Here is a 21,570-nt window from a genome sequence, read left to right as displayed (position 1 = left end):
AAATTTGATACCAAATTTATTTAAATTATTGTCAAACCACTATCTCTTTACAATTTCAATATTTGCTTTTGAGCGTAGTTTGTTGAAATAATCAGCCACTGCGATTTCGCGTTCTTGGTTTGCCATAGCAGATATAACCTCTTTTTCAACATCTTCAAATCTAGGCACGTATGAGCCTTCTTTTGAAACCACGTAAAACATCTGATATTCGCCATTGCCACCAAAAGCTGGAGTGAAAGTGTTATTTTTGGTATTTAAAAATATATATCTTAGCTGTGGATTTAGATTTTTGGATTCTAGTTTTAGGTTTTCTATATTTACGCCAGGTTGCACGCTCATAGGGCTTTTTGCTGCGTTTTCTAAAGCTTCTTTTGAGTTTGAAGAGTATCTTACTATATTTATAGTTTCAAACTGAGCAAACATACCCAAATTTGATTCATAAAATCTTCTTGCGTTTTCTGGAGTGATGTTTTGGCTTGGATTATTCAGGATTCTAGCGTAAAGTTTTTCTTTTTTTAAGCCGTTTTCTATATCTTTTTTAAACATATCAAAGCTTACGCCCTTTGAGGCGAGCATACTTTGGAAAGTCTGCATATCAAGGCCGTTTGCGCTGATGATTTGCGAAATTTTTTCATTTACCTCAAATGGATCAACTGTGATATTTAAAGCACTTATTTGCGCGTCTTCAAGCTTTTGTCTTATTAAGACATTTAGGGCTTTTTGTGAGTCTATATTCATCTGTCTCATCACTGAGTTCATTTCATAGTCTGTGATCGGTTCATTTTCTACTGTCGCAACAAGACCATTTACATATCCTCCATGAACCAAACTAACTAAAAACGCAAAGCTAAATGCTATTTTTTTCATTAACAAACCTTTATTAAAGCAAATTTGAGTTAAAATTATATCCAAATTTGATAAATAATAGGAATTAATAACATGCTTACAACTAGATTTGCTCCAAGTCCAACAGGATTTTTGCACGTCGGAGGGCTTAGAACGGCACTTTATAGCTACCTTTATGCTAGGAAAAATGGCGGAAAATTTCTACTACGTATAGAAGATACGGATCTAAAAAGAAACTCACAAGAAGCAGTTGTGGCTATCAGAGAAGCCTTTAACTGGTGTGGCTTAGACTATGATGGCGAAGTGACATACCAATCAAAAAGATTTGATCTGTACAAAGAATATATCCAAAAACTCCTTGATGAGGGCAAAGCATATAAATGCTATATGAGCAAAGTCGAGCTTGATGAGCTAAGAGCAGCTCAAGAAGCTAGAAAAGAACGCCCAAAATACGATGGCAGATATAGGGATTTTACTGGCACTCCACCAAGTGGCATAGAGCCAGTTATCCGTATAAAAGCTCCACTTGATGGTGTAATTGAGTTTAAAGATGGCATAAAAGGCGATATGAAATTCAACTGCGCTGACATACTTGATGATTTTATTATCGCTAGAAGTGACGGCACTCCGACTTATAATTTTTGCGTTGTGATAGATGATGCTTTGATGGGCGTGACTCATGTCATCAGAGGCGACGATCATCTTAGTAATACACCAAAACAGATCATTTTGTACGAGGCTTTGGGCTTTAAGATACCAGAGTTTTTCCACGTAGCGATGATAAATGGAAGCGACGGCAGCAAGCTATCAAAAAGACATGGTGCGACTGATGTGATGGAATACAAAAATATGGGCTATTTGCCTGAAGCGTTGCTAAATTTCCTCATTCGTCTTGGCTGGAGTCATGGCGATGATGAGATTTTTTCTATGCATGATATGCTTGAGTTTTTTGATCCGCACGACATCAATAAATCAGCCTCAACATACAATCTAACCAAACTCGACTGGCTAAATGCTCACTATATCAAAACCCTTCCTTATGAGCGTTTGGCTGATGATATGAAGTATTTTGGCTTGGATTTTAGGGCTATAAATAAAGGCGAGCTACTTCTTGATAGTCTTAGAGAGCGTAGCAAAACTTTGCTCGAGCTTAAAAACTCAGCACTAAATATCATAAATGAGCCTGAAATTTACGATGAAAAGGCTTTGGCTAAATTTATCAGCGATGAGGCAAAAGCACTTCTAGGCGAGTTTAAAGATGAGCTTGGGGATAAGGACTTGAGTGCTAAAGAGTACGAAGAGATGACAATTGCATTTTTAGATAATCGTGGTAAAAAGCTAAAAGACATCGCTCAGCCAATCCGTATTGCTATCACTGGTGGGACTGTGAGTCCAAGTATTTTTGAGATTATCGAAGTTATTGGCACTCAAAAACTCAAATCAAGAATCACAAAACTCCTATCAAAATAGTTTTTCAAACTAAATCATCTGGTTAAATTTTATAGCCAGATGATTAAAATAAATTTAAAATATACTAACTAAATAATTATAATCTTCTTTTATCTATCAAAGCAATAAATATAAGTAAAAAATTTAATAAATTTGCTTGGCAAATTTCAATATGACGTGAATTTGATTTTGAGATAAATTTATTTTATAAATTCAGATAAATAAAAATACTTCTAAATATCCAATATACGCCATTTAAAATTTCTCTAAATTAAATTATAAAACCCAACTTAAAATATATTTATACATAAATTTAAAGAGTTTAAAAAAATCAAAATTACAAAAAGTAACATTTTGTTTAAAAAGTATATTGTAAAATTAAGTTTTAATTATAAATAAAAATATTTTGGCTATAATCGTAAAATTACAAAATAAACACAAGTAAAATTTAAGGAAAAACAATGGATTTAAGAGAAAAAGCCCTAGAGTACCATATAAATGGTAAGATAGAAATCAATGTAAAAAAACCATGCCAAACAGCAGACGACCTAAGTCTTGCATACACTCCAGGCGTTGCAGTACCTTGCAAAGAGATAGAAGCAAATCCAGAGCTAGCGTATAAATACACAAACAAAGGTAACCTTGTAGCAGTTATCAGCGACGGAACTGCAGTTTTGGGACTTGGTGATATCGGCGCAGTTTCTGGCAAACCTGTCATGGAAGGCAAATCAGTTTTATTTAAAAAATTCGCAAACGTAGATGCTTTTGATATAGAATTAGACGAAAAAGATCCAGATAAAATAGTTGAAATCTGCAAAGCCCTAGCTCCTACATTTGGTGGTATAAATCTTGAAGATATTTGCGCTCCAAAATGCTTCTATATAGAGAAAAAACTTCAAGAGAGCGTAAATATTCCAGTTATGCACGATGACCAACACGGCACAGCGATGATCACAACTGCTGGACTTATAAACGCTCTTGAAATAACTGGCAAAAAAGCTAGCGATGTAAAAGTCGTAGTAAGTGGTAGTGGCGCTGCTGGTATAGCTTGCGCTAGAATGTATAGAAATCTTGGCGTAAAACACATAACTATGGTAGATAGCAAAGGCGTAATACACAGTGGCAGAACTGATCTAAATGCTGAGAAAAAAGAGTTTGTCATCGACACTGAGGCTAGAACTTTAGGCGATGCAATGAAGGGTGCTGATATGTTTCTTGGGCTTTCAAAAGCTGGCGTCGTAAGCAAAGAAATGGTAGCAAGCATGGCGCCAAATCCTATTATTTTTGCTTTAGCTAATCCAAACCCAGAAATCACTCCAGAAGATGCTCTTAGCGTGAGAGATGATATTATGATGGGAACAGGAAGAAGTGACTATCCAAACCAAGTAAATAACGTTTTGGGCTTTCCATTTATCTTTAGAGGTGCTTTAGATGTCCGCGCTACAAAAATCACCGAAAATATGAAAATGGCAGCAGCTAAAGCACTTGCACAGCTAGCTAAAGAAGAAGTCCCAAGCAGCGTAAGAGATGCGTATAATGGCAAAGAGATTAAATTTGGCAAAGATTATATCATACCAAAACCATTTGATCCAAGAGTGCTTTTAGTAGTAGCTCCAGCAGTCGCAGAAGCTGCTGTAAATGACGGAGTGAGCTTGGTAAAAGAATTTGACAAAGCAGCTTACGTAGAACAACTTAAAAAACTCCAATAATTAAGCTAAATTTGACTATAATTACCCAAAACTTTTTGGGTAATTAATGAAATAAATCCAAAGTGTGGCTTCGCATTTTGGGTTAAATTTATCTGATTTCATTAAATTTACCGGTTAAATTTAAGGAAATAAAATGCAAAATATCAAACTAATCTCACATCCGCTAATAGAACACAAACTCGCTATTTTAAGAGATATTAACACAGATCCATTTCAGTTTAGAATGCTTGTCGATGAGATAACTTATCTCATGCTTTTTGAGGCGAGTAGAGATTTTGGGCTAAAAGATGTAGAGGTGCAAACCCCAGTTGCGACCACAAAAGCTAAAAAAATGGCTACAAAAGTTATGATTTGCCCGATTTTACGTGCTGCTCTTGGAATGCTTGATAGCGTATTTAAGCTTTTACCTGATGCTAGCGTGGGATTTTTGGGATTTCAAAGAAACGAGCAAACACTTGAAGCTGAGTTTTACTACGCTAAACTTCCAAAAGACCATAAAGAACGCCTTGCAATCATCATAGATCCGATGTTTGCTACTGGTGGTACGGCGATTGACGCGGTTAAATTTCTAAAAAGCAAAGGCGTCGAAAAGATTAAATTTATCTCTATTCTTGCAGCTCCTGAGGGGCTAAATAGATTTAGTGAAATTTATCCAGATGTTGAGGTCTATACCGCAGCCATCGATAAAGGGCTAAATGAAAAAGGCTATATAATCCCAGGTCTTGGGGATGCTGGAGATAGAGTTTTTAACACTATAAATTAGGTCAAGATATGCTTTTTGGTAAGATTGATTATCTAAATTTACTCCCATTTCATGTCTTTTTGAAGCGTTATCCACTTCAAAATGCAGTAAAAAAATCTATCGAATACAAAAAAGGCGTCCCAAGCAAGCTTTGCAAGGATCTTTATTATGCTAGAGTGGACGCTGCTGTTATCTCAAGCGTGGAAAGTAGGCGAAGCAAATACAAAACTTTAGATTTTGGAATATGCTCAAAAAAGGGCGTAAAATCAGTTTTAGTCCGTAAAAATAGCCCTAAAAGGCTAGATCCTGCTTCCATGAGCTCAAATATGCTTAGCAAAATTTTGTCTTTAGATGGTGAAGTTATCATCGGAGATAATGCACTAAAAGCCTACTTAAAAGACGGCAAAGACGCATTTTACGATATGGGTGAGGTTTGGAATGCTAAAACAGGCTTGCCGTTTGTATTTGGTCGATTTACTTATATCAAAAACAAAAGTGGCTATAAAAAACTTGTTAAAGAATTCTTAAAGCATAAAATAAAAATACCAAGATATATTATTGAAAATTATGCAGCCACTAGAGGTGTCAAAAGTAGTGATATAAAGTGGTATTTAAATTTTATAAGTTATAAAATGGGTATAAAAGAAAAGAAATCTTTAAAGAAATTTTTAAATGAGGCTAAAAAATTTAACTTTGACCCAAAATAGTGCTACAAATTTACACTCCTAAAAAAATAATTTGCCATAAATTTAAAAATTAAAGTAACCTTTAAATCTTTTTTTATATAATCAAATACAAAATCTTAAAAATGGGAGTTACAAATGGGAGTACACGAATATATAGATCAAACTCTTGAACACATCAAAAGAACTAGTCCTGGACAAACTACATTCTTACAAGCTGCAACAGAAATCTTGCGTAATCTTGAGCCACTTCTTTCTAGGGAAGACAAATACCTAAAACATCGCATAATCGACCGTATAGTTATGCCTGAGCGTACTACAATGTTTAGGGTGACTTATATGAATGACAAAAATGAGCCATGCAGCCATTTTGGATACCGCGTTGAGTTCAATTCAGCTCTTGGACCATACAAAGGCGGTCTTAGATTTCACCCGTCAGTTTGCCTTGATATCATCAAATTTCTTGGTTTTGAGCAAATTTTCAAAAACTCACTAACTGGGCTTAGCATGGGTGGTGGCAAAGGTGGAGCCAACTTCGATCCAAAAGGCAAAAGCGATGGCGAAATCATGAGATTTTGTCAAGCGTTTATGTATGAACTTTACAAACTTATAGGTGACGTAAAAGATGTGCCAGCTGGCGATATCGGCGTGGGCGGTAGAGAGATCGGATATATGTTTGGTGCATACAAAAAACTAACAAATAGATTTGACGGAGCTTTGACAGGCAAGGGACTAAACTGGGGCGGAAGTCTTGCAAGAACTGAAGCTACTGGATATGGTTCAGTGTATTTCGCAAAAGAGATGCTTCAAAAGGCTGGTGGCTCACTTGAGGGCAAAGTATGTGCAGTCAGTGGCGCTGGAAACGTGGCGATCTATACAGTAGAAAAACTTTATCAGTTTGGCGCACTTCCAGTTACTGTGAGCGACTCAACTGGCTTTATTTATGACAAAGAGGGCATCGATCTAGCTCTTTTAAAACGCTTAAAAGAGGTCGAAAGAAAAGGTTTAGTAGAGTATGTAAATGAGAAAAAATCAGCAATATTTACTCCAGTGAGTTCTTATGAAGCTGGTAAAAACGGCGTTTGGACTGTACCTTGTGACGCAGCATTCCCAAGTGCTACTCAAAATGAGCTTCACTTAGCTGATATCAAAACTCTTTATGCAAACGGTTGCCGTTTGGTGTGTGAGGGTGCGAATATGCCAAGTACTCTTGATGCGATTGATTTTATGCTTAGCAAAAATGACTTCTTATTTGGTCCTGCAAAAGCTGCAAATGCTGGTGGCGTTGCGACAAGTGGCTTAGAGATGAGCCAAAATGCAAGTATGCAAAAATGGACATTTGATGAGGTTGATAACAAGCTTCATACTATTATGACAAATATTTTTGAAGATAGTTATAATACTTCAGTTGAGTTCGGACAAGCTGGAAACCTAGTGCTTGGTGCAAATATCGCTGGATTTAGAAAAGTAGCTGATGCTATGATAGATCAAGGTTATATTTAGTAGTTTTAGTAGTAAATTTGGCTGATTTTCAACCAAATTTACTTAAATCAAAAAGTCTATTTAAAATTTACTCAAAATCATCCAAGCTTAAAGGATGACCGAATTTGAGATTTACTTTTGCCCTTTTTCCTAAAATTTCATTATAAAATTTAGGATGAAGTCCGTTGTTTGGTCTTATAGATCTGATATTTTTAGAGGTCAAAATCTCTCCTATTTTTATATCGTCTACCACGAAAAGCGATCTAGCAAATTTTCTATTATTTTCATTTATGTCATAATTCACTCTTCCAAGCGCCTTATAAGTATTTTTAACTGCGCTACTCATAGCTTTAAACTCATCTCTATTTAGTGAAAAACCACTATCTTCCCCGCCTAAAGTCCTATCTATGGTGAAGTGTTTTTCTATCACGCTAGCCCCAAGCGCTACTGCTGTTATAGGAACTTCTAAACTCATAGAATGGTCGCTAAGACCAACTTTTACCCCCATAGGAGAAAATTTTTCAAGCATATCTTTTATAGTAGCAAGGTTCATGTCTTCTATTTTTGCAGGATAACTTGAAGTACATTTGAGTATGGTGATATCATTATTTCCTGCACTTTTACAAGTTTCAATTGCTTCATAAATTTCTTCTAAGCTTGAAATCCCAGTTGAGATTATCATGGGCTTTTTAAATTTAGCAGCATATTTGATAAGCGGATAATCAATTGCTTCAAAAGAAGCGATTTTATACATAGGAACGTTAATGCTTTCCAAAAAATCCACTGCGCTAAAATCAAACGGAGTTGAGAAAAAGTCTATTCCAATCTCGTCAGCGTATATTTTTAGCTCGCTTTGCCACTCCCAAGGAGTGTATGCTTTTTTGTATAAATCATATAATGTTTGCCCTGCCCAAAGCCCATCTTCCCTAGTCATAAATATTTTGTCTTTGCAGTCAATGGTGATAGTGTCGGCTGTGTAGGTTTGCACCTTTACCGCGTCTGCTCCAGCTTCTTTGGCTGCTTTGATTATTTTAAAAGCTAAGTTTTTATCCCCGCAGTGGTTCGCTGACATTTCAGCTATTATGTATGGTCTTGACGATTGATAGTTCATCTTAATCTTTCTGAATTTTATTCATCATATATCGACTTTTTGAAATATATCTTAAACTTTAGTGTATAATAAAATGTTAAATATACTAGATATAAGGTTTTAATTATGAATGGTCTTGAAAAAAGTATTTCTTTAAAATTTAATGCAAAAGATTGCATATATACTGCCTCTGGAACCAGTGCGTTATATTCTTGTTTCAGACACTTAAAAGATATTGGTTGCAAAAATATATTGATACCAAACATTATTTGTCCGCAAGTCTCTTGTGCCTCTATTAAAGCTGGTCTTGAGCCTATTTTTGGAGATATAAATTTAGATAATTTTACACTTAGTTTTGATAGTGTTAAAGAGAGCTATGAAAGATTTGGTTTTAAGTCGCTTGTTTTGGCTCATATCTACGGTCATATATGTGATGAAAGAATAATAGATTTTTGTAAAGAAAAGTCTATATTTATAGTAGAAGACTGTGCTCAAACATATAAAATAGATAAAAACTCAGATTTTGCTATATTAAGTTTTGGTCATACCAAATTTTTACAAAATGAAATGGGGGGGGGTGCGGTTTTGAGTAATAAATACTTAGATAAGATAAGGTTTATAAATGATACCTTGACTTTACGCCCTAGCAACTATATAAAGGCTTTTGATGAGTATAGGAATAGGTATTATGCTATAGATAAGCATAAAGCAGACTATTATAATAAAATTAGAGAGTTGCTTTTAGAATATACACTTTTATATAAAGAAAGCGAAAATGAAGTTTTAGAAGAAAAGTTAAACAGGCTTGATGATATTTATATCGCTAGGAGAAAAAAGGCTAAAATTTATCAAAGTGAGTTAAAACATCAATTTATCATAAATCCTAAAATTTCTAATGACACTGTGCCTTGGAGATGGACTTTTCGCTTTATAGGTCAAAATAGAGATGAATTTCTACAAAAATTACGAAGTAAAAATATAGATTGTAGTTCATGGTATGAGTGTAATGATAAGATTTTTAATGGAAAGTGTTGTGATCTTAAGAACTCTAGAATCTTTGAAAAACAAGTAGTAAATTTATGGCTTGATGAAAGTATAAGCGAAAATCAAATTAAGCAAAATATCGATATAATCTTAAAAACTATATAAAAATAAGGAGTAATAATGCAAAATCAAAATGAATGGTGTGAGCTTCACAAAGAAAAACGTCATCAACCAAAATATCCAAGTGATGATGTTGTAACTTTTGTATTTAGGAATTTCACCAGAGGTGGAACAATATTAGATCTTGGTTGTGGTGCTGGAAGACATGTAAAGTTTCTAGCAGAAGCTGGCTATAATGCTTATGGGTGTGACTATTCATCAAATGGTATTATTGCCACTAAAAGTTTATTGGATGAGAATTCTTTAAATGCAAATCTTGAAGTAGCTAGTGTAAGTGATCTGCCATATAGTGATAATTTTTTTGATGGATTAATATGCTATGGTGTTCTTTACTATAACTCAAAAGAGATAATCCAAAAGGCAGCAGACGAGATAAGAAGGGTATTGAAGCCAGAGGCAAAAGCTTATGTGGTGGTTAGAAATCTAAATGATTATAGATATGAAAAAAGTATAAAACAAGATAGATATCAAGTTATTATCAATGAAAGTGATAGTGCAAAATCAGCATTTAAAGAAAATGGAATGCCGATGTATTTTTTTGATAAAGATGAAGTAAAACGCTTGTTTTATAAATTCTCAAAAATAGAAATAAATAGAATTCTAAAATCACATGAAAATGATAGTTTTGCAGATGATGATTATATGATTACTTTGGTAAAATAATGAAAATTCTACTATACGCAAATGGTGGAGAGTGTATAGGGCTAGGTCATATTATGCGTATGCTTGTACTTTGTGATAGTCTAAAAATGTTTGATGTATGTTTTGTAAGTGATAATAAAATAGAGTATCAAACGGGGCATCACATAGTTGAAAAGTGTGGATTTAATTTGATAAAAATCAACAACTTAAGTGATATTTTTGTTTTGAAAGCTGATTTTTTAATAGTGGATAGTTATGATGTGCCTGCTAGTTTTTTTACAGAAATAAAAACTAAGTTTAAAAAAGTTATGTGTATAGATGACGAATGCGAACTTGAATTTTATGATGTAGATTATATTTTTAATCAAAATCTATATGCAAGGCAGTTGGATTATAAAATATCTAAAAGAACTAAGCTTATATTTGATTATTGTTCACTAAGAGATGAATTTTTTAATACTCAAAAAATTAAAATAAATGAAAATATAAAAAATATATTTCTTACTCTTGGTGGTAGTGATGACAATAATTTAACCAAAAAAATTATTGTAAATTTGCAAAAATTTTTAGAAGATAATGGTATCACGCTAAACGTAGCTATAACTAATGCATTTAAATTTAAAGATGAAGTAAGAAGTTTGCAAAATACATTCATAAAATGTCACGATAACGCTGATATGTCAAAACTAATGAGTATGTGTGATATAGGTATATGTGGATTAGGGCAGACTACTTATGAATTTTTATGTTTAGGAGTTCCTATTATCGGAATAACGCTAGCAAAAAATCAAGAAAATTTAGCTAAATTTGGTGTTGAAATGGGAATGCTAGTAAATGCAAAAGATGATGAAATTTTAAGAATTTTACAAAATTTAAATTATCAAAAGCGTTTAGCAATAAGAGAAAATATTAATAGCAAATTTAATATACATCGCACTAGCGAATTAGATTTTAATAAAATATTTTACTAAATATCAATAAAAGCTTGTTTGTGACGATGTTTGAAAATAAAAAAAGGGATTCTTAATGAATTTAGATGAAAAATTGAAAAAATCACAAAGGTTAGAAGGAAAGACTTATTATATTACAGAGTATTTATATCGCGTACTTATTATACAACGATTTATTTTATTGCCGTTAGTAAAAACTAAAATTACTCCAAATCAAATAACAATAGTAAGTTTTTTATTTGTTTCACTTTGTTTTTACTATATTTTTACTCATCAAAATTTATTAGCCGGTTTATCATTTTTTATATATAGTCTATTAGATCATATTGATGGAATGCTAGCAAGATATAAAAATTTATCTAGTAAAATTGGTCACTATCTTGATGTTTTTGTCGATGAAATAGCATTTAATGCAGTTTTTATTGTTCTTTATATTTCTTATGATATTGATATATTCGCACTTTTAGCTGTTTTAATTATGATGAATTTGCATGGGTTGGTATGCACTTTTTATATAGTCAAAAAATTAAGAAAGCTAAAACAAATTTATAGATTTGGTATTAAAAAATTTCTTTTTGAACGTGGTTTTATATTGGGAATAGATGCAAGTTTGCTTGCAATTTTAATAGTTTGTGCTATTACAACACAGTATTATGATGCGTTTTTTTACCTAATTGCCGCGCTATTTTTAATAGATGTTGTATATAGATATTTTGAATTACGTGCAAATATTTCTATTAATGATAGTATAGGAAATTTATATTGGGAAAACTTTTATAAAGCTAATAGCATTCCATTTGCCCACTCATTATTTTCTAGTTTTTGTTTAGACAATTATTTTTTAAAAAATTACTCATTGCTTGAACTCGGTTGCGGCAATGGTAGGGATGCTGTATTTTTATCAAAAAATGGCATTAAAGTAACTGCTGTAGACGCTTGCAAAAATGAAATAGAATTTCTACAAAAAAAATATCAAAACAATAGCTTGCATTTTAAATGTGAAAATTTTTGTGAATTAGCTACAGAAAATGAATCTTACGATGTTGTGTATTCACGTTTTACTATTCACAGTATTAATGCTTCTCAGCAAAAAAAGCTTTTTTCTTGGGTTGTTTCCGCGTTGAAAACTAATGGATTATTTTGTATAGAAGTTCGCGGTATGAAGAATTCTTTATTTGGAAAAGGTGAAGAAATTAGCGAAAACGAATATATTTTCCAAGATCATTATCGTAGATTCTTAGATTTTGATATGCTTTGTAATGATTTAAAATGTCTTGGTTTTCAAATCATTTTCGCCAAAGAAGATAAAGGTTTTGCTCCTTTTGAAGATGAAGATGATGTTTTTATTAGAGTCATTGCTAAAAAGTAGCTATGTCTTGTTTGATATATAAATTTGGATTATCATTTTTTGGTATTTTGATATAGTAATATCCTTTTGCATCAAGCAGGTCTGATGAGTATTTAAATTTAGTCTCATCCGTGATAGATACATTGTCATTTACTATCATAGATGATCTATTTTGTTTCATAAATTTATAAAAATCATAATCAAGCTGTGTAAAAATTATCTTAACTAAGCAGTAGAAATTTGGAAATTTGTCTATTTTTGGAAGTGCATTTTTTAAACTAGTTTGCAAAAGCAAATAATTGTAGTTGATGCAGTAAGAATTTTCTATAAGTACATTTCTCCAGCCGCCCATCCTGCTTGCTATTTCTATGATATTTATTTTATCTCCATCTAATTTTATTTCTATATGGCAAGCACCAAATTTAATATCAAATGCATCTAAAATCTTAAAAATTTCAGTTTGGATCATCTCTTTACTAATCTCATCAATCCTAGCTGGAATCAAATGTTGTGTTTCTAAATAGTCTCCTTCATTTACGCCTTCGCGAAAGAATTCCTCAGTTATGGCTATTATTTGATGTTTTTTATTTGATGATATTGTCTCTATGCTAAATTGTTGTCCGCTTAAAACCTCTTCAATCAAAACAATCTTATTATTTGATATTTCTTTTGCCTCTTTGAACGCTTGTTTTAATTCATTTATATTATTTACTTTTTTTACGCCACGCCCAGCACTTCTATCGCTTGGTTTTACGACAAACTTAACTACCCCCCCCCCTAAGTCTTTTAAAAGCGCTTCAAACTCATCATCATTTGAAATTTCTATATATTTTGCTGTTGGGATATTGAATTTAGTAAAGATTTTTTTCATTCTGCTCTTATCTGTAGTGTTTAGAGCTGTTTCATAAGAGTTCGTCCCAAGCCCTAGCTTTTCACCGACATAGCACACTGTGATATTGCCTAGCTCAGTAGCTGTAGTGCCGATACCTGCTATATTGTATGTTTTAGCAAGTTCTAGGATTTTGTCTTTTTCATCAATGCTAATTAGGTGAAATATATCACATTCGTCCTTGCAAATACAGTTTGGATCGTAGTCAAAACAATGGGTTACAAAACCATTTTGTTTTACTACACGCAAAAACTCTAGCTGCAAACTTCCGCCACCGATTATAAAATAATGTTCCATTTTAATCCTTAAGCAAAGTATCTGGATCTTGTCTAAGAGGGATTTTGATATAATAAAAGCCTTTTGAGTCAAGTAAATTTGATGCGTATGAAAAATTAGTGCTATCATTGGCATTCACAAAATCATCTGTTATGAGTGAGTTGTAATTTGCCTTGATATTTTTATAGACTTCGTAATCATTTTTAGTGTAAATAAATTTAGCAATAGAGTTAAATTTGACTGTTTGATTTTCTAAAAAAATATTTTTTTTCAAACTTGAATCTAAAAGTAGTTTGTTGTAATCTGTATCGTAAGCGTCGCGTACCATTGTATTTCTAAGACCACCCATTCTGCTGGCGACTTCTATGATTTTTATTTTATTGTTTTTAAATTTAAGCTCTATGTGAGAAGCTCCAAATTTGACATCAAATGCATCTAAAATCTTAAAAATTTCAGTTTGGATCATCTCTTTACTAATCTCATCAATCCTAGCTGGAATCAAATGTTGTGTTTCTAAATAGTCTCCTTCATTTACGCCTTCGCGAAAGAATTCCTCAGTTATGGCTATTATTTGATGTTTTTTATTTGATGATATTGTCTCTATGCTAAATTGTTGTCCGCTTAAAACCTCTTCAATCAAAACAATCTTATTATTTGATATTTCTTTTGCCTCTTTGAACGCTTGTTTTAATTCATTTATATTATTTACTTTTTTTACGCCACGCCCAGCACTTCTATCGCTTGGTTTTACGACTAGTGGGAAATTGAGTTTAGTCATTTTTATCCTTTATACTAATAGCGTAAAGTTTTTTGGCAAATTCCAAATCTTGCATAGTGTCTATATCGCAGACTAACTCGCGTGGCAATATTATGGCTTTTGTACATTTATCAAATACATTTATTTCTCTTGGGATATTTAGACGTCTAAAACAAAATTGTCCAGCATCAAAATATGCTTTTGGTAAGTCTTGCGAACGAGTAAGATAATGATTTGGATAGAACATTTTGCATTTATCATCTATTAGTTCAAATGATCTAAAGATAGTGGAGGGAAATTCGCAAACCCCAAGACTGTATTGTAAATTTTTATCATTAAGAAGTGCTTTATAGCCTAGTTTTAAAAATTGTGGTTTAAGCAAGACTGCAGTAGCATAGAGTTGACATGATATATCAAAATATTGTCCTTGCTTTATAAACTCTTTGACAACAAAATCTTCTACTTCATCACTGCTTGTAAAATCATCACTGAGCTCTTTTGGACGAAGATTTGGTACGTTTGCACCATATTTGATAGATATATTTGCAATATCTTCATCGTCTGTAGAAACTATGATTTCATCAAAAATTTCAGCTTTTTTGGCTGTTTGTATGGCATAACTTATAAGTGGTTTGCCGAAAAAATCTACTATATTTTTGTGTGGAATTCTTTTGCTTCCACCACGTGCAGGAATGACGCAAATACTTCTCATGGCTTAATGTCCTTAATATTTTTGTATTTTATCAAATTTATTTTTAAAAATTAGTTTATTTAAGAAGTAGTTTAGTAGATATAAGGAACCTAGTTTAAGATTCCTTATTATATTTATTTCAAATCACTCTCGTTTACAAACGCAGGGACGCCTCTTATGGCTCCAGTTTCAAAATATCTCATTATGTTTTCTTGCTCTTTTTTGACTTGCTCATCGCTTATGCCTGTTGGTGTTTTGGCGTCCTCGGCAAAGTATTTTCTAAACACTTTTATCTTGTCGCTATCGCTTTTTAGGTCTTTTACTTCGTTCATTATCGCTATTGATTTTTTAACAGCTTCTATGCCGTGGCTTTGAATCGGAGCTAAGATGACTTTTAAATTTGAAGTTTCAAGCTCTTTTTCTATATCGGCAAGCTCAAGTCTACAGTATGGACAAAGTGGATCTGTGAAAAGATATTTTGTAGCTTTTGCAGGGTCATTTCCTAGAGTTATGATTTTTGATTTATCAAGAGATTTGATGACTTCTGCCAGTTTTTTGTAGCCAGCTTTCATCTCGGCTTTTTGGTTTTGGTCGTTAAACTCATTGGCATAAGATAGCTTTTTGTCTGTGTCTATGATATCTGGAAACAGATATTTACCATCGCTAAATAAAACTTGATTTTGGCTTTGGCTTCCGTCGCTGATTTTGACAACAATTTGTTCAAATTTGCCATCTGCGACTTTGGTTTTTGAGTCTATTGTGACGCTTAATCCTTGATCTTTTGCAGCACTAAAAAGCTCTAAAATCTGAGCATCACTTGCTCCAAATGCAAAACTCGCAGCAGCAACGCTACAAGCAATAACTTTTTTCATTGTAACCCTTTATATTGATTTTTGGCATTATAGAAGTTATTTCTAAATAAAAAGCCTATCGTTTTCAAATTTCTTAATATCTGCAAAATTATCAAGATATTCGAGATAAGCAAGGGCGTATTTTCTGCTTAAATTTAGATGATTTTTCGCACTTGTGATATTGACTTTGCCTTCAATTTTGATGATATTTCTTAGTAGGCTCATCACTTCATTTAAAGCCGCAGCACTTATGAAAAGATTATGCTCAAGCCTTATGATTTTTTTTGATTTTGTTAGCATTTTTAGAGCGTTATCGCCTGTAATGCGGTCGATATCTAGGCTATCGTAGATGTTGTACGGAGCGTCTGGAGTAAATGATTGCTTCAACAAAATGTTGTAAATTTGATCGACCACATTTTCGTTTAGCTTGTCAAAATCAGCTCCAAATTTGGCGTAAATTCCACCGTTTTTTTGCACGATTTTGCTTTGTTCTAAATCATTTAAAACAACTTCAATAAGTGGAACCGAAGCCCACGTGAGCTTTAAGTTTATGCTAGTTGGCGAAAAAAGCGCGTTTGGGTTTTTGTGTATCAAAAACTCTATAAATTTTTTAATGTCCAAAAGTGCGTCTTGCGAGTAGATACAAGCGATCTCATCATCGATAAATAGGCCTTCAAGCTTGTGAGCGATTTGCAGGGCTTCAGTAGTGCTTAAGGCAAATCTTTGCACTGCTGAGATTAGTCCAAAGCCGTGTTTATGGACTTTTGCCAGCATTAAAAATGCCGTTTCAAAATCATTTTTGTTAAGGGCTTTTAAAAGCTCAATCTTTTGCTCTTTTTTAAGTGGCTCCAAAACTGAGCTCAAAACCTCGCCGCCGCCTATGGCATGGTTATTTTGCAAGATGATAAATTTTTCTTTGAATTGCAAAAAGACATTTTGGCTAAATTTAAACGTCCAAAAATCATCTTTTAAATTTACAGCTTTAGCTTTAAACTGCGCTGAACCCACGCAAAATAGCACTTCATCGCCGTGCTTAAGCAAGCTTGAGCTGACCTTAGCATCGATTTGGTTAAATCTGCGCCAAAAGCCTTTTTTGCTTAGAATTTGCCCCTTTTGGATCTTGTCTAGCTTGTTGCCACTTAGGTTTATTGCTACTCTGTTTGGCGGCGTGGCTATGCTTACGTTTTGGTCGTGGATCTGGATAGAGCGAACCGTGAAAGTCTCGCCTAGATCTAGATTTAAAATCTTTTCGCCGGCTTTTAAAACGCCAGAGATGACTGATCCTGTGACGATCGTGCCGTGACCTTTGAGACTAAAAACCCTATCGATGTAGTACCTAAAAATAGTGCTTTCATCGTGAAATTTTGGTTTTAGAGTAAAGAGATAATTCCTTAGCTCATTTATGCTATTTTCGTCTTTTATACTTACAAAAAACGTCTCATAAATGCTTAAATTTGGGTATTCTTTTATCAGCTCAAAAATATTTTCTTGTAGTGAAATTTGCTCAGATTTGCTTGATAAATCACACTTTGTGATGACTAAAATGATGTTTTTAACGCCAAGTAAATTTAGTATTTCGATATGCTCTTTTGTTTGGGCTTTTATACCCTCATTGCTAGCCACAACCAGCATACAAGCATCAAATCCATACGCGCCACTTATCATTGTTTTGACTAAATTTTCATGTCCTGGGACGTCGATGAAAGCTATATTTGTATCCTCATTTTGGAGATGAGAAAAGCTAAGATCTATGGTAATTCCACGCTCTAACTCGTCTTTTGTCTTATCTCCTTCAAAGCCGTTTAATGCCCTTATTAAGGCTGTTTTGCCATGATCTATGTGACCTGAAGTTCCGATTATTAGATTAGTCATGCATCGCCTTTAATATTGATATTAAATTTGGTAAATCTGAGCTCAAAATAGAGCGAAAATCAAGCATAAATTCGCCATTTTCTATCCTGCCAATAATGCCAGCTTGTCTAAATTTAGCCTCATTTTGGTTCGCATTTCCACTAAAGCTAAGTGTGGTTGTGGGATAGTGCTTATTTGGCATAGTTCCACCGCCTAAAATCGTTGTGGAATGCACAATCTCGCAAGGTAAATTTATGCTATTTTTCACCGTTTTTGCCATATTTTCAAGCTCATCAGTGCTTTTGTAAATTTGCTCCATTATCGCAATTTTGTTAAATTCTTTATTCAAATACGCTTTTAGCGTTTCATTTAGCACACCAAGCGTGATTTTATCCACTCGTAGCATACGCAAAAGCTGATTTGATTTGAGCTTAGCGATCAACTCCTTTTTGCCTAAAATTATCCCACACTGAACGCTACCAAAAAGCTTATCCCCACTAAAACTCACTAAATCAACGCCACTTTGGAGGATTTTTTTGATATTTGGCTCATCTTTGCCAAGGCTAAAAGGCAGCTCGCTAGCATATCCACTGCCAAGGTCATAGTAGCTTAAAAGCTCTTTTTCGTGGGCTAAATTTGAGATAAAATCAATCCCAACTTCACTGCTAAATCCGACTATATCGTAGTTTGATTTATGCACCTTAAGAATCATTTTTGAGTTTTCATTGATAGCGTTTTCATAGTCTTTTGGGTGGGTTTTGTTTGTTGTGCCTATCTCTTTTAAGATGCCACCACTTTCATTCATCACCTCAGGCACGCGGAAGCTTCCGCCAATCTCTACTAGCTCTCCACGACTGACGATGACTTCTTTGCCTTTAGCAAATGTGTTTAGCACCAAAAACACAGCCGCCGCATTGTTATTTACTACAAGAGCGTCCTCACATCCACTAAGAAGCTTTAGAAGCTCGCTTGTGTAGGCGTATCTGTCGCCTCTTTTGCCGCCATTTGTGCTGTATTCGAGATTTGAGTATGAGCAAATTTGAGGTAAAATTTTCTCAAAAATTTCAGCTTTTAGCGGACTTCTACCTAAATTTGTGTGAATGACAACCCCGGTTGCATTTATAAGCGGTTTTGTTTTAAGAGCGTCAAATTTATTATACTCTGCTTTGATTAGTTTGATGATTTCATCTTGCGAGATTTGCTTTTTGGTCTCTCTAGCTTCGTTTATGACGTCTTTTGAGATTTGCAAAAGAGCTGGAACAAAACAATTTTTAAAAATCTCAAGTTTTGGTATTTTGTCTATTTTTGGTAATTTTACTTGCATAATTTTTCCATTAAAAAGGTTAATTTAAGTATAACATTTTTTACTTTTGTTTTTCCTTTTCATAGAAAGATTAGTATAAAATCGTCAGTTATAATTAATATAAATAAATGTAAAATAGGTTACATTTCGATAATTAAGGAAAGTGATGCGTGAGTTTGCATTTTTGAATGAAAACAGTGATGAAATACCTTTAGACGATAGCATTGAGAGTTTAAATTTAGCCACAAATGATAGATATTTGGTGTCAAATTCTCCAAAGCTAAATGCTGAAATTTATGCGAAAGAGATAAATTTTTATCTTAAAAATAGCACTGAAAACGCCCTTGTAAAGTCAAAAAACACTCTTAAGATTTATGAGGCTAGAGCAAGTGGATTTGATCTGAGTATGGACGTGGATTTGGCTAAGGAAATCGGCAAAAATATTTTGTTTGTGAGTGATAATGATGAGAGCGAGGCTGTGAGCTTGCTAGCCCAAAATGGATTTAAAGTCATCAAACTAAGCCATAATGAGATTAAATTTATCTACGGTGAGATAGGCGAATTATTGGCTGTAGTGCTAAGAGATAATGATGAATTTGAGATAGATTTTAGCATTTTGCTTGTTAAAAATGCAAAAGATTATATGCTTAGGCAAAGTGGCTGCTTTGAGGCGGCAAATTTGGCTAGCGATGAGATTTTAAGCTTAGTAAATAGTGTAAGTCCAGTTTATAACTACAAGCGAGTTATTGACTATGACGCAAATATCTGTCAGTACAAAGGCAGGAGAACATTGCACTGTGCTAAGTGCGTGGATGTCTGCCCGACTGTAGCTATCATGAAAAACGACGAGACAAAAGAGCTTGTCTTTTCACACATCGACTGCGTATCATGCGGAGCCTGTGTGAGCGTATGTCCAAGTGGATCGCTGGACTTTAATTTTATACCAAGAAGGGCGTTTGGCGAGGTTTTGGAGCTGTATAAAGATAGCATAATCTTAGTCGTTGATGATAGCGTGGAGCTTGAAAGTTTGGATGTAAATTTGAAGCCAAATGTCTTGCCGCTTTTTGTAAAATCGCTAAATTTCTTAAGTCACGAACATCTAATGGAGCTAGTTTGCACGAGTGGGGCTAGCGTAGTTTTGTATGGTAAAGAATTTATGCCACCACTTAATGAGGCGCTAAATTTAGTAAATGAAATTTATGAAAAAATATACCAAACAAAATCAGTATATAAAGCAAATGATTTAAGCTCACTAAATGAAGCTTTAAATTTAGCCGGTTTTATAGAAGCAAGCAAGCAAGAAATAAACTTTTATAATCTAAAAAAACGTGAAATTTTCGCAAAATATCTCTTAAATATGATAAAAGATGAAGATTATGGCAAGACTGGTTGTGGGGAGCTTGTAAGATATGGAAAAGTCGAGATAAATACTGATAGTTGCACGCTTTGTCTATCATGCGTGGGAGCTTGTAACGTGGGGGCATTATACGCTGATAAAAGTGATAATTCTATTAAATTTAACGCCTCACTTTGCACTACTTGTGGATACTGTGAAACGAGCTGTGCTGAGAGTGAAACTATCAAGGTCATAAGAGATGGCATGGAGCTTAAAAAGAGCTATTTTGAGTATCAAACATTAGCTCAAGATGAGCTTTTTAAATGCGTGGAATGCGGCAAAGAGTTTGCTACTGTAAAATCTGTAAAAAAGATCGCCACACTGCTAGAAGCGAGCTTTGCAAGCGACCCAGACAAGCTCAAAACGCTTTATTGTTGTGGTGAGTGCAAGGCCAAATTGATGCTGAAAAAACAAATTGAAAATGGAGATTTTGATGAGTGATTTAGATATTGCAAGAAGTTATTATTACGAGTTTTTGGCATATCCTTTGTTTTATGATGAAGATAGTGCGAACTTTGATAAATTTATAGAGCAGGTAAAATATCTATCAACAAGCCCAGTTGATAGCTCAAATATTGCTGATTTTGAGACGATTTTGAGCTTTGATTTTGCGAAATTTAAAGAGGAGCAAAACGCTGTTTTGTTTGATTTAAGCTACATCAATGTTCCGCTCACGGCTAGTTTTTACGCTGAGGGTAGGGATGATGGAGAAAAACGCCTTAAGGTTATAGAAATCTTAAAAAGAACCAAATTTAGAAGAGATTCTCAAAATTGTAAGGTTAGTGAGGATTATTTAGGTTTTATATTTAAGCTTATGTCTACACTTTTAAAAGAGGATTTGGCACTTTCAAGAGAGCTTTTTGAGAGTCTGATAAATGACTTTTGTGATGAGTTTATAAAGATGATGAGCGAGCATAAAAAGGCTGTGTTTTTCAAAGCATATATAAATATATTTGCAAATTTTATAGCTTTAGAACGCTCAGTTTTAGGGCTAAAAGCTCCAGTTTTTGAGCAAAGTATGGCTGAAATTTCTCTAAATAAAAAACCATATCAAACAAAAATGCCAACACAAAAAAGCAAGATAAATTGGGATGAATTCACAAAAATATAATTTAATATATTTTTAAGGTAAAATAAAAATATATTATTAACTAAAAGTTGTTATGAAGTCTTGATTTGATTTAAAGTAAAATAAAGCGTAAACAAAAGTAAAATATAAATTACTTTATGAAAGGATCGACTGTGGAAAATCGTAGAGAATTCCTTAAAAAAGCATTGCAAGTCGGCGCTATTGCTGGTGCTGGCGTTGTAGCGACAAATGCTTTAGCTAGTAGCAAAACTTACAGCGAGCAAGATGCTAATGGCGTAGTCAGCGGCAAAAGCAAGAAAAAAGAGGTGCTTTACTATAAAAGTGAAGCTTGGAATAAATACTATAAAATAGCGTATTAGAA

20 protein-coding genes are annotated in these 21,570 nt (G+C 33.6%); 12 read left to right on the top strand and 8 right to left on the bottom strand.

Annotated elements, in window-relative coordinates; all coding sequences use genetic code 11:
* Nucleotides 1-39: 39 nt before the first annotated feature.
* Nucleotides 40-867, bottom strand: a complete 828-nt coding sequence (locus CIG1485E_RS07565) for a peptidylprolyl isomerase (RefSeq protein WP_038455128.1) — start codon at nt 865-867, stop codon at nt 40-42.
* A gap of 72 nt (nt 868-939) precedes the next feature.
* On the opposite strand from CIG1485E_RS07565, the gene gltX reads away from it, so the two are divergent.
* From gltX to gdhA, 5 genes are all read left to right on the top strand, one after another.
* A complete protein-coding gene (gltX, locus tag CIG1485E_RS07560) occupies nt 940-2,316 on the top strand; it encodes a glutamate--tRNA ligase (protein ID WP_038455126.1) in 1,377 nt (458 codons plus the stop codon).
* A 440-nt stretch (nt 2,317-2,756) separates the two neighbouring features.
* Nucleotides 2,757-4,004 (top strand): malic enzyme-like NAD(P)-binding protein, encoded by a 1,248-nt coding sequence (locus tag CIG1485E_RS07555; RefSeq protein WP_038455124.1) that lies wholly within the window; start codon nt 2,757-2,759, stop codon nt 4,002-4,004.
* Nucleotides 4,005-4,137: 133 nt separating this feature from the next.
* Nucleotides 4,138-4,767: a uracil phosphoribosyltransferase gene (gene upp / locus CIG1485E_RS07550; protein WP_038455122.1), complete on the top strand. Its 630-nt coding sequence runs from the start codon at nt 4,138-4,140 to the stop codon at nt 4,765-4,767.
* A gap of 8 nt (nt 4,768-4,775) precedes the next feature.
* Nucleotides 4,776-5,453, top strand: coding sequence for an MqnA/MqnD/SBP family protein (locus tag CIG1485E_RS07545; RefSeq protein ID WP_038455120.1), 678 nt, complete (start codon nt 4,776-4,778; stop codon nt 5,451-5,453).
* Between the two features lie 114 nt (nt 5,454-5,567).
* A complete protein-coding gene (gene gdhA / locus CIG1485E_RS07540; protein WP_038455118.1) occupies nt 5,568-6,932 on the top strand; it encodes an NADP-specific glutamate dehydrogenase in 1,365 nt (454 codons plus the stop codon).
* 67 nt (nt 6,933-6,999) lie between these two features.
* Here gdhA and pseI read toward each other — a convergent pair whose 3' ends face one another.
* Nucleotides 7,000-8,022: a pseudaminic acid synthase gene (pseI, locus tag CIG1485E_RS07535; RefSeq protein WP_038455117.1), complete on the bottom strand. Its 1,023-nt coding sequence runs from the start codon at nt 8,020-8,022 to the stop codon at nt 7,000-7,002.
* A gap of 105 nt (nt 8,023-8,127) precedes the next feature.
* Here pseI and CIG1485E_RS07530 point away from each other — a divergent pair, with 105 nt between their 5' ends.
* The 4 genes from CIG1485E_RS07530 to CIG1485E_RS09220 are packed head-to-tail and all read left to right on the top strand — an operon-like array spanning nt 8,128 to nt 12,126.
* Complete coding sequence (locus CIG1485E_RS07530; protein ID WP_038455115.1) at nt 8,128-9,150, top strand: DegT/DnrJ/EryC1/StrS family aminotransferase; 1,023 nt, start codon at nt 8,128-8,130, stop codon at nt 9,148-9,150.
* 15 nt (nt 9,151-9,165) lie between these two features.
* Nucleotides 9,166-9,828 (top strand): class I SAM-dependent methyltransferase, encoded by a 663-nt coding sequence (locus CIG1485E_RS07525; protein ID WP_038455113.1) that lies wholly within the window; start codon nt 9,166-9,168, stop codon nt 9,826-9,828.
* The gene (gene pseG / locus CIG1485E_RS07520) at nt 9,828-10,778 is read left to right on the top strand and encodes a UDP-2,4-diacetamido-2,4,6-trideoxy-beta-L-altropyranose hydrolase (protein WP_038455111.1); all 951 of its coding nucleotides are present in this window, start codon (nt 9,828-9,830) and stop codon (nt 10,776-10,778) included. Before CIG1485E_RS07525 ends, pseG begins: the two co-directional genes overlap by 1 nt.
* Nucleotides 10,779-10,833: 55 nt before the next feature.
* Complete coding sequence (locus CIG1485E_RS09220; RefSeq protein ID WP_051870953.1) at nt 10,834-12,126, top strand: methyltransferase domain-containing protein; 1,293 nt, start codon at nt 10,834-10,836, stop codon at nt 12,124-12,126.
* Here the strand turns inward: CIG1485E_RS09220 and CIG1485E_RS07510 are convergent.
* From CIG1485E_RS07510 to selA, 6 genes are all read right to left on the bottom strand, one after another.
* Entirely contained in the window at nt 12,116-13,291 is a 1,176-nt protein-coding gene (locus CIG1485E_RS07510; protein ID WP_051870952.1) for an ATP-grasp domain-containing protein, read from the bottom strand. The genes CIG1485E_RS09220 and CIG1485E_RS07510 overlap by 11 nt on opposite strands.
* Nucleotide 13,292: 1 nt before the next feature.
* A complete protein-coding gene (locus CIG1485E_RS07505) occupies nt 13,293-14,048 on the bottom strand; it encodes an ATP-grasp domain-containing protein (RefSeq protein ID WP_051870951.1) in 756 nt (251 codons plus the stop codon).
* Nucleotides 14,041-14,739 carry a pseudaminic acid cytidylyltransferase gene (pseF, locus tag CIG1485E_RS07500; RefSeq protein WP_038455109.1) on the bottom strand — a complete coding sequence of 233 codons (699 nt, stop codon included), beginning with the start codon at nt 14,737-14,739 and terminating at the stop codon, nt 14,041-14,043. The genes CIG1485E_RS07505 and pseF overlap by 8 nt, the downstream gene beginning before the upstream one ends.
* A gap of 113 nt (nt 14,740-14,852) precedes the next feature.
* Entirely contained in the window at nt 14,853-15,590 is a 738-nt protein-coding gene (locus CIG1485E_RS07495) for a thioredoxin domain-containing protein (RefSeq protein ID WP_038455107.1), read from the bottom strand.
* 42 nt (nt 15,591-15,632) lie between these two features.
* The gene (gene selB / locus CIG1485E_RS07490; RefSeq protein WP_038455105.1) at nt 15,633-17,441 is read right to left on the bottom strand and encodes a selenocysteine-specific translation elongation factor; all 1,809 of its coding nucleotides are present in this window, start codon (nt 17,439-17,441) and stop codon (nt 15,633-15,635) included.
* Nucleotides 17,434-18,744 carry an L-seryl-tRNA(Sec) selenium transferase gene (selA, locus tag CIG1485E_RS07485; protein WP_038455103.1) on the bottom strand — a complete coding sequence of 437 codons (1,311 nt, stop codon included), beginning with the start codon at nt 18,742-18,744 and terminating at the stop codon, nt 17,434-17,436. The genes selB and selA overlap by 8 nt, the downstream gene beginning before the upstream one ends.
* Before the next feature lie 145 nt (nt 18,745-18,889).
* Between selA and CIG1485E_RS07480 the strand changes: the two genes are divergently transcribed.
* The 3 genes from CIG1485E_RS07480 (at nt 18,890) to CIG1485E_RS07470 (ending at nt 21,568) form a co-directional block, all read left to right on the top strand.
* Nucleotides 18,890-20,560, top strand: coding sequence for a 4Fe-4S dicluster domain-containing protein (locus tag CIG1485E_RS07480; protein ID WP_038455101.1), 1,671 nt, complete (start codon nt 18,890-18,892; stop codon nt 20,558-20,560).
* Nucleotides 20,553-21,230, top strand: coding sequence for a molecular chaperone TorD family protein (locus tag CIG1485E_RS07475; protein ID WP_038455099.1), 678 nt, complete (start codon nt 20,553-20,555; stop codon nt 21,228-21,230). Before CIG1485E_RS07480 ends, CIG1485E_RS07475 begins: the two co-directional genes overlap by 8 nt.
* 131 nt (nt 21,231-21,361) lie before the next feature.
* Nucleotides 21,362-21,568 carry a twin-arginine translocation signal domain-containing protein gene (locus CIG1485E_RS07470; RefSeq protein WP_081867152.1) on the top strand — a complete coding sequence of 69 codons (207 nt, stop codon included), beginning with the start codon at nt 21,362-21,364 and terminating at the stop codon, nt 21,566-21,568.
* The last annotated feature ends 2 nt before the right edge of the window (nt 21,569-21,570 follow it).

This window comes from Campylobacter iguaniorum, from assembly GCF_000736415.1.
Classification (GTDB): Bacteria; Campylobacterota; Campylobacteria; order Campylobacterales; family Campylobacteraceae; genus Campylobacter; species Campylobacter iguaniorum.
Note: the sequence above shows the minus strand (reverse complement) of the source record. Positions and strands in the feature narration are given on the sequence as shown.

Bases quoted from the DNA above. Each gene is read 5' to 3' on its own strand.
- CIG1485E_RS07565 (WP_038455128.1), bottom strand. From the start codon at position 867: ATGAAAAAAATAGCATTTAGCTTTGCGTTTTTAGTTAGTTTGGTTCAT.
- gltX (WP_038455126.1), top strand. From the start codon at position 940: ATGCTTACAACTAGATTTGCTCCAAGTCCAACAGGATTTTTGCACGTC.
- CIG1485E_RS07555 (WP_038455124.1), top strand. From the start codon at position 2,757: ATGGATTTAAGAGAAAAAGCCCTAGAGTACCATATAAATGGTAAGATA.
- upp (WP_038455122.1), top strand. From the start codon at position 4,138: ATGCAAAATATCAAACTAATCTCACATCCGCTAATAGAACACAAACTC.
- CIG1485E_RS07545 (WP_038455120.1), top strand. From the start codon at position 4,776: ATGCTTTTTGGTAAGATTGATTATCTAAATTTACTCCCATTTCATGTC.
- gdhA (WP_038455118.1), top strand. From the start codon at position 5,568: ATGGGAGTACACGAATATATAGATCAAACTCTTGAACACATCAAAAGA.
- pseI (WP_038455117.1), bottom strand. From the start codon at position 8,022: ATGAACTATCAATCGTCAAGACCATACATAATAGCTGAAATGTCAGCG.
- CIG1485E_RS07530 (WP_038455115.1), top strand. From the start codon at position 8,128: ATGAATGGTCTTGAAAAAAGTATTTCTTTAAAATTTAATGCAAAAGAT.
- CIG1485E_RS07525 (WP_038455113.1), top strand. From the start codon at position 9,166: ATGCAAAATCAAAATGAATGGTGTGAGCTTCACAAAGAAAAACGTCAT.
- pseG (WP_038455111.1), top strand. From the start codon at position 9,828: ATGAAAATTCTACTATACGCAAATGGTGGAGAGTGTATAGGGCTAGGT.
- CIG1485E_RS09220 (WP_051870953.1), top strand. From the start codon at position 10,834: ATGAATTTAGATGAAAAATTGAAAAAATCACAAAGGTTAGAAGGAAAG.
- CIG1485E_RS07510 (WP_051870952.1), bottom strand. From the start codon at position 13,291: ATGGAACATTATTTTATAATCGGTGGCGGAAGTTTGCAGCTAGAGTTT.
- CIG1485E_RS07505 (WP_051870951.1), bottom strand. From the start codon at position 14,048: ATGACTAAACTCAATTTCCCACTAGTCGTAAAACCAAGCGATAGAAGT.
- pseF (WP_038455109.1), bottom strand. From the start codon at position 14,739: ATGAGAAGTATTTGCGTCATTCCTGCACGTGGTGGAAGCAAAAGAATT.
- CIG1485E_RS07495 (WP_038455107.1), bottom strand. From the start codon at position 15,590: ATGAAAAAAGTTATTGCTTGTAGCGTTGCTGCTGCGAGTTTTGCATTT.
- selB (WP_038455105.1), bottom strand. From the start codon at position 17,441: ATGACTAATCTAATAATCGGAACTTCAGGTCACATAGATCATGGCAAA.
- selA (WP_038455103.1), bottom strand. From the start codon at position 18,744: ATGCAAGTAAAATTACCAAAAATAGACAAAATACCAAAACTTGAGATT.
- CIG1485E_RS07480 (WP_038455101.1), top strand. From the start codon at position 18,890: ATGCGTGAGTTTGCATTTTTGAATGAAAACAGTGATGAAATACCTTTA.
- CIG1485E_RS07475 (WP_038455099.1), top strand. From the start codon at position 20,553: ATGAGTGATTTAGATATTGCAAGAAGTTATTATTACGAGTTTTTGGCA.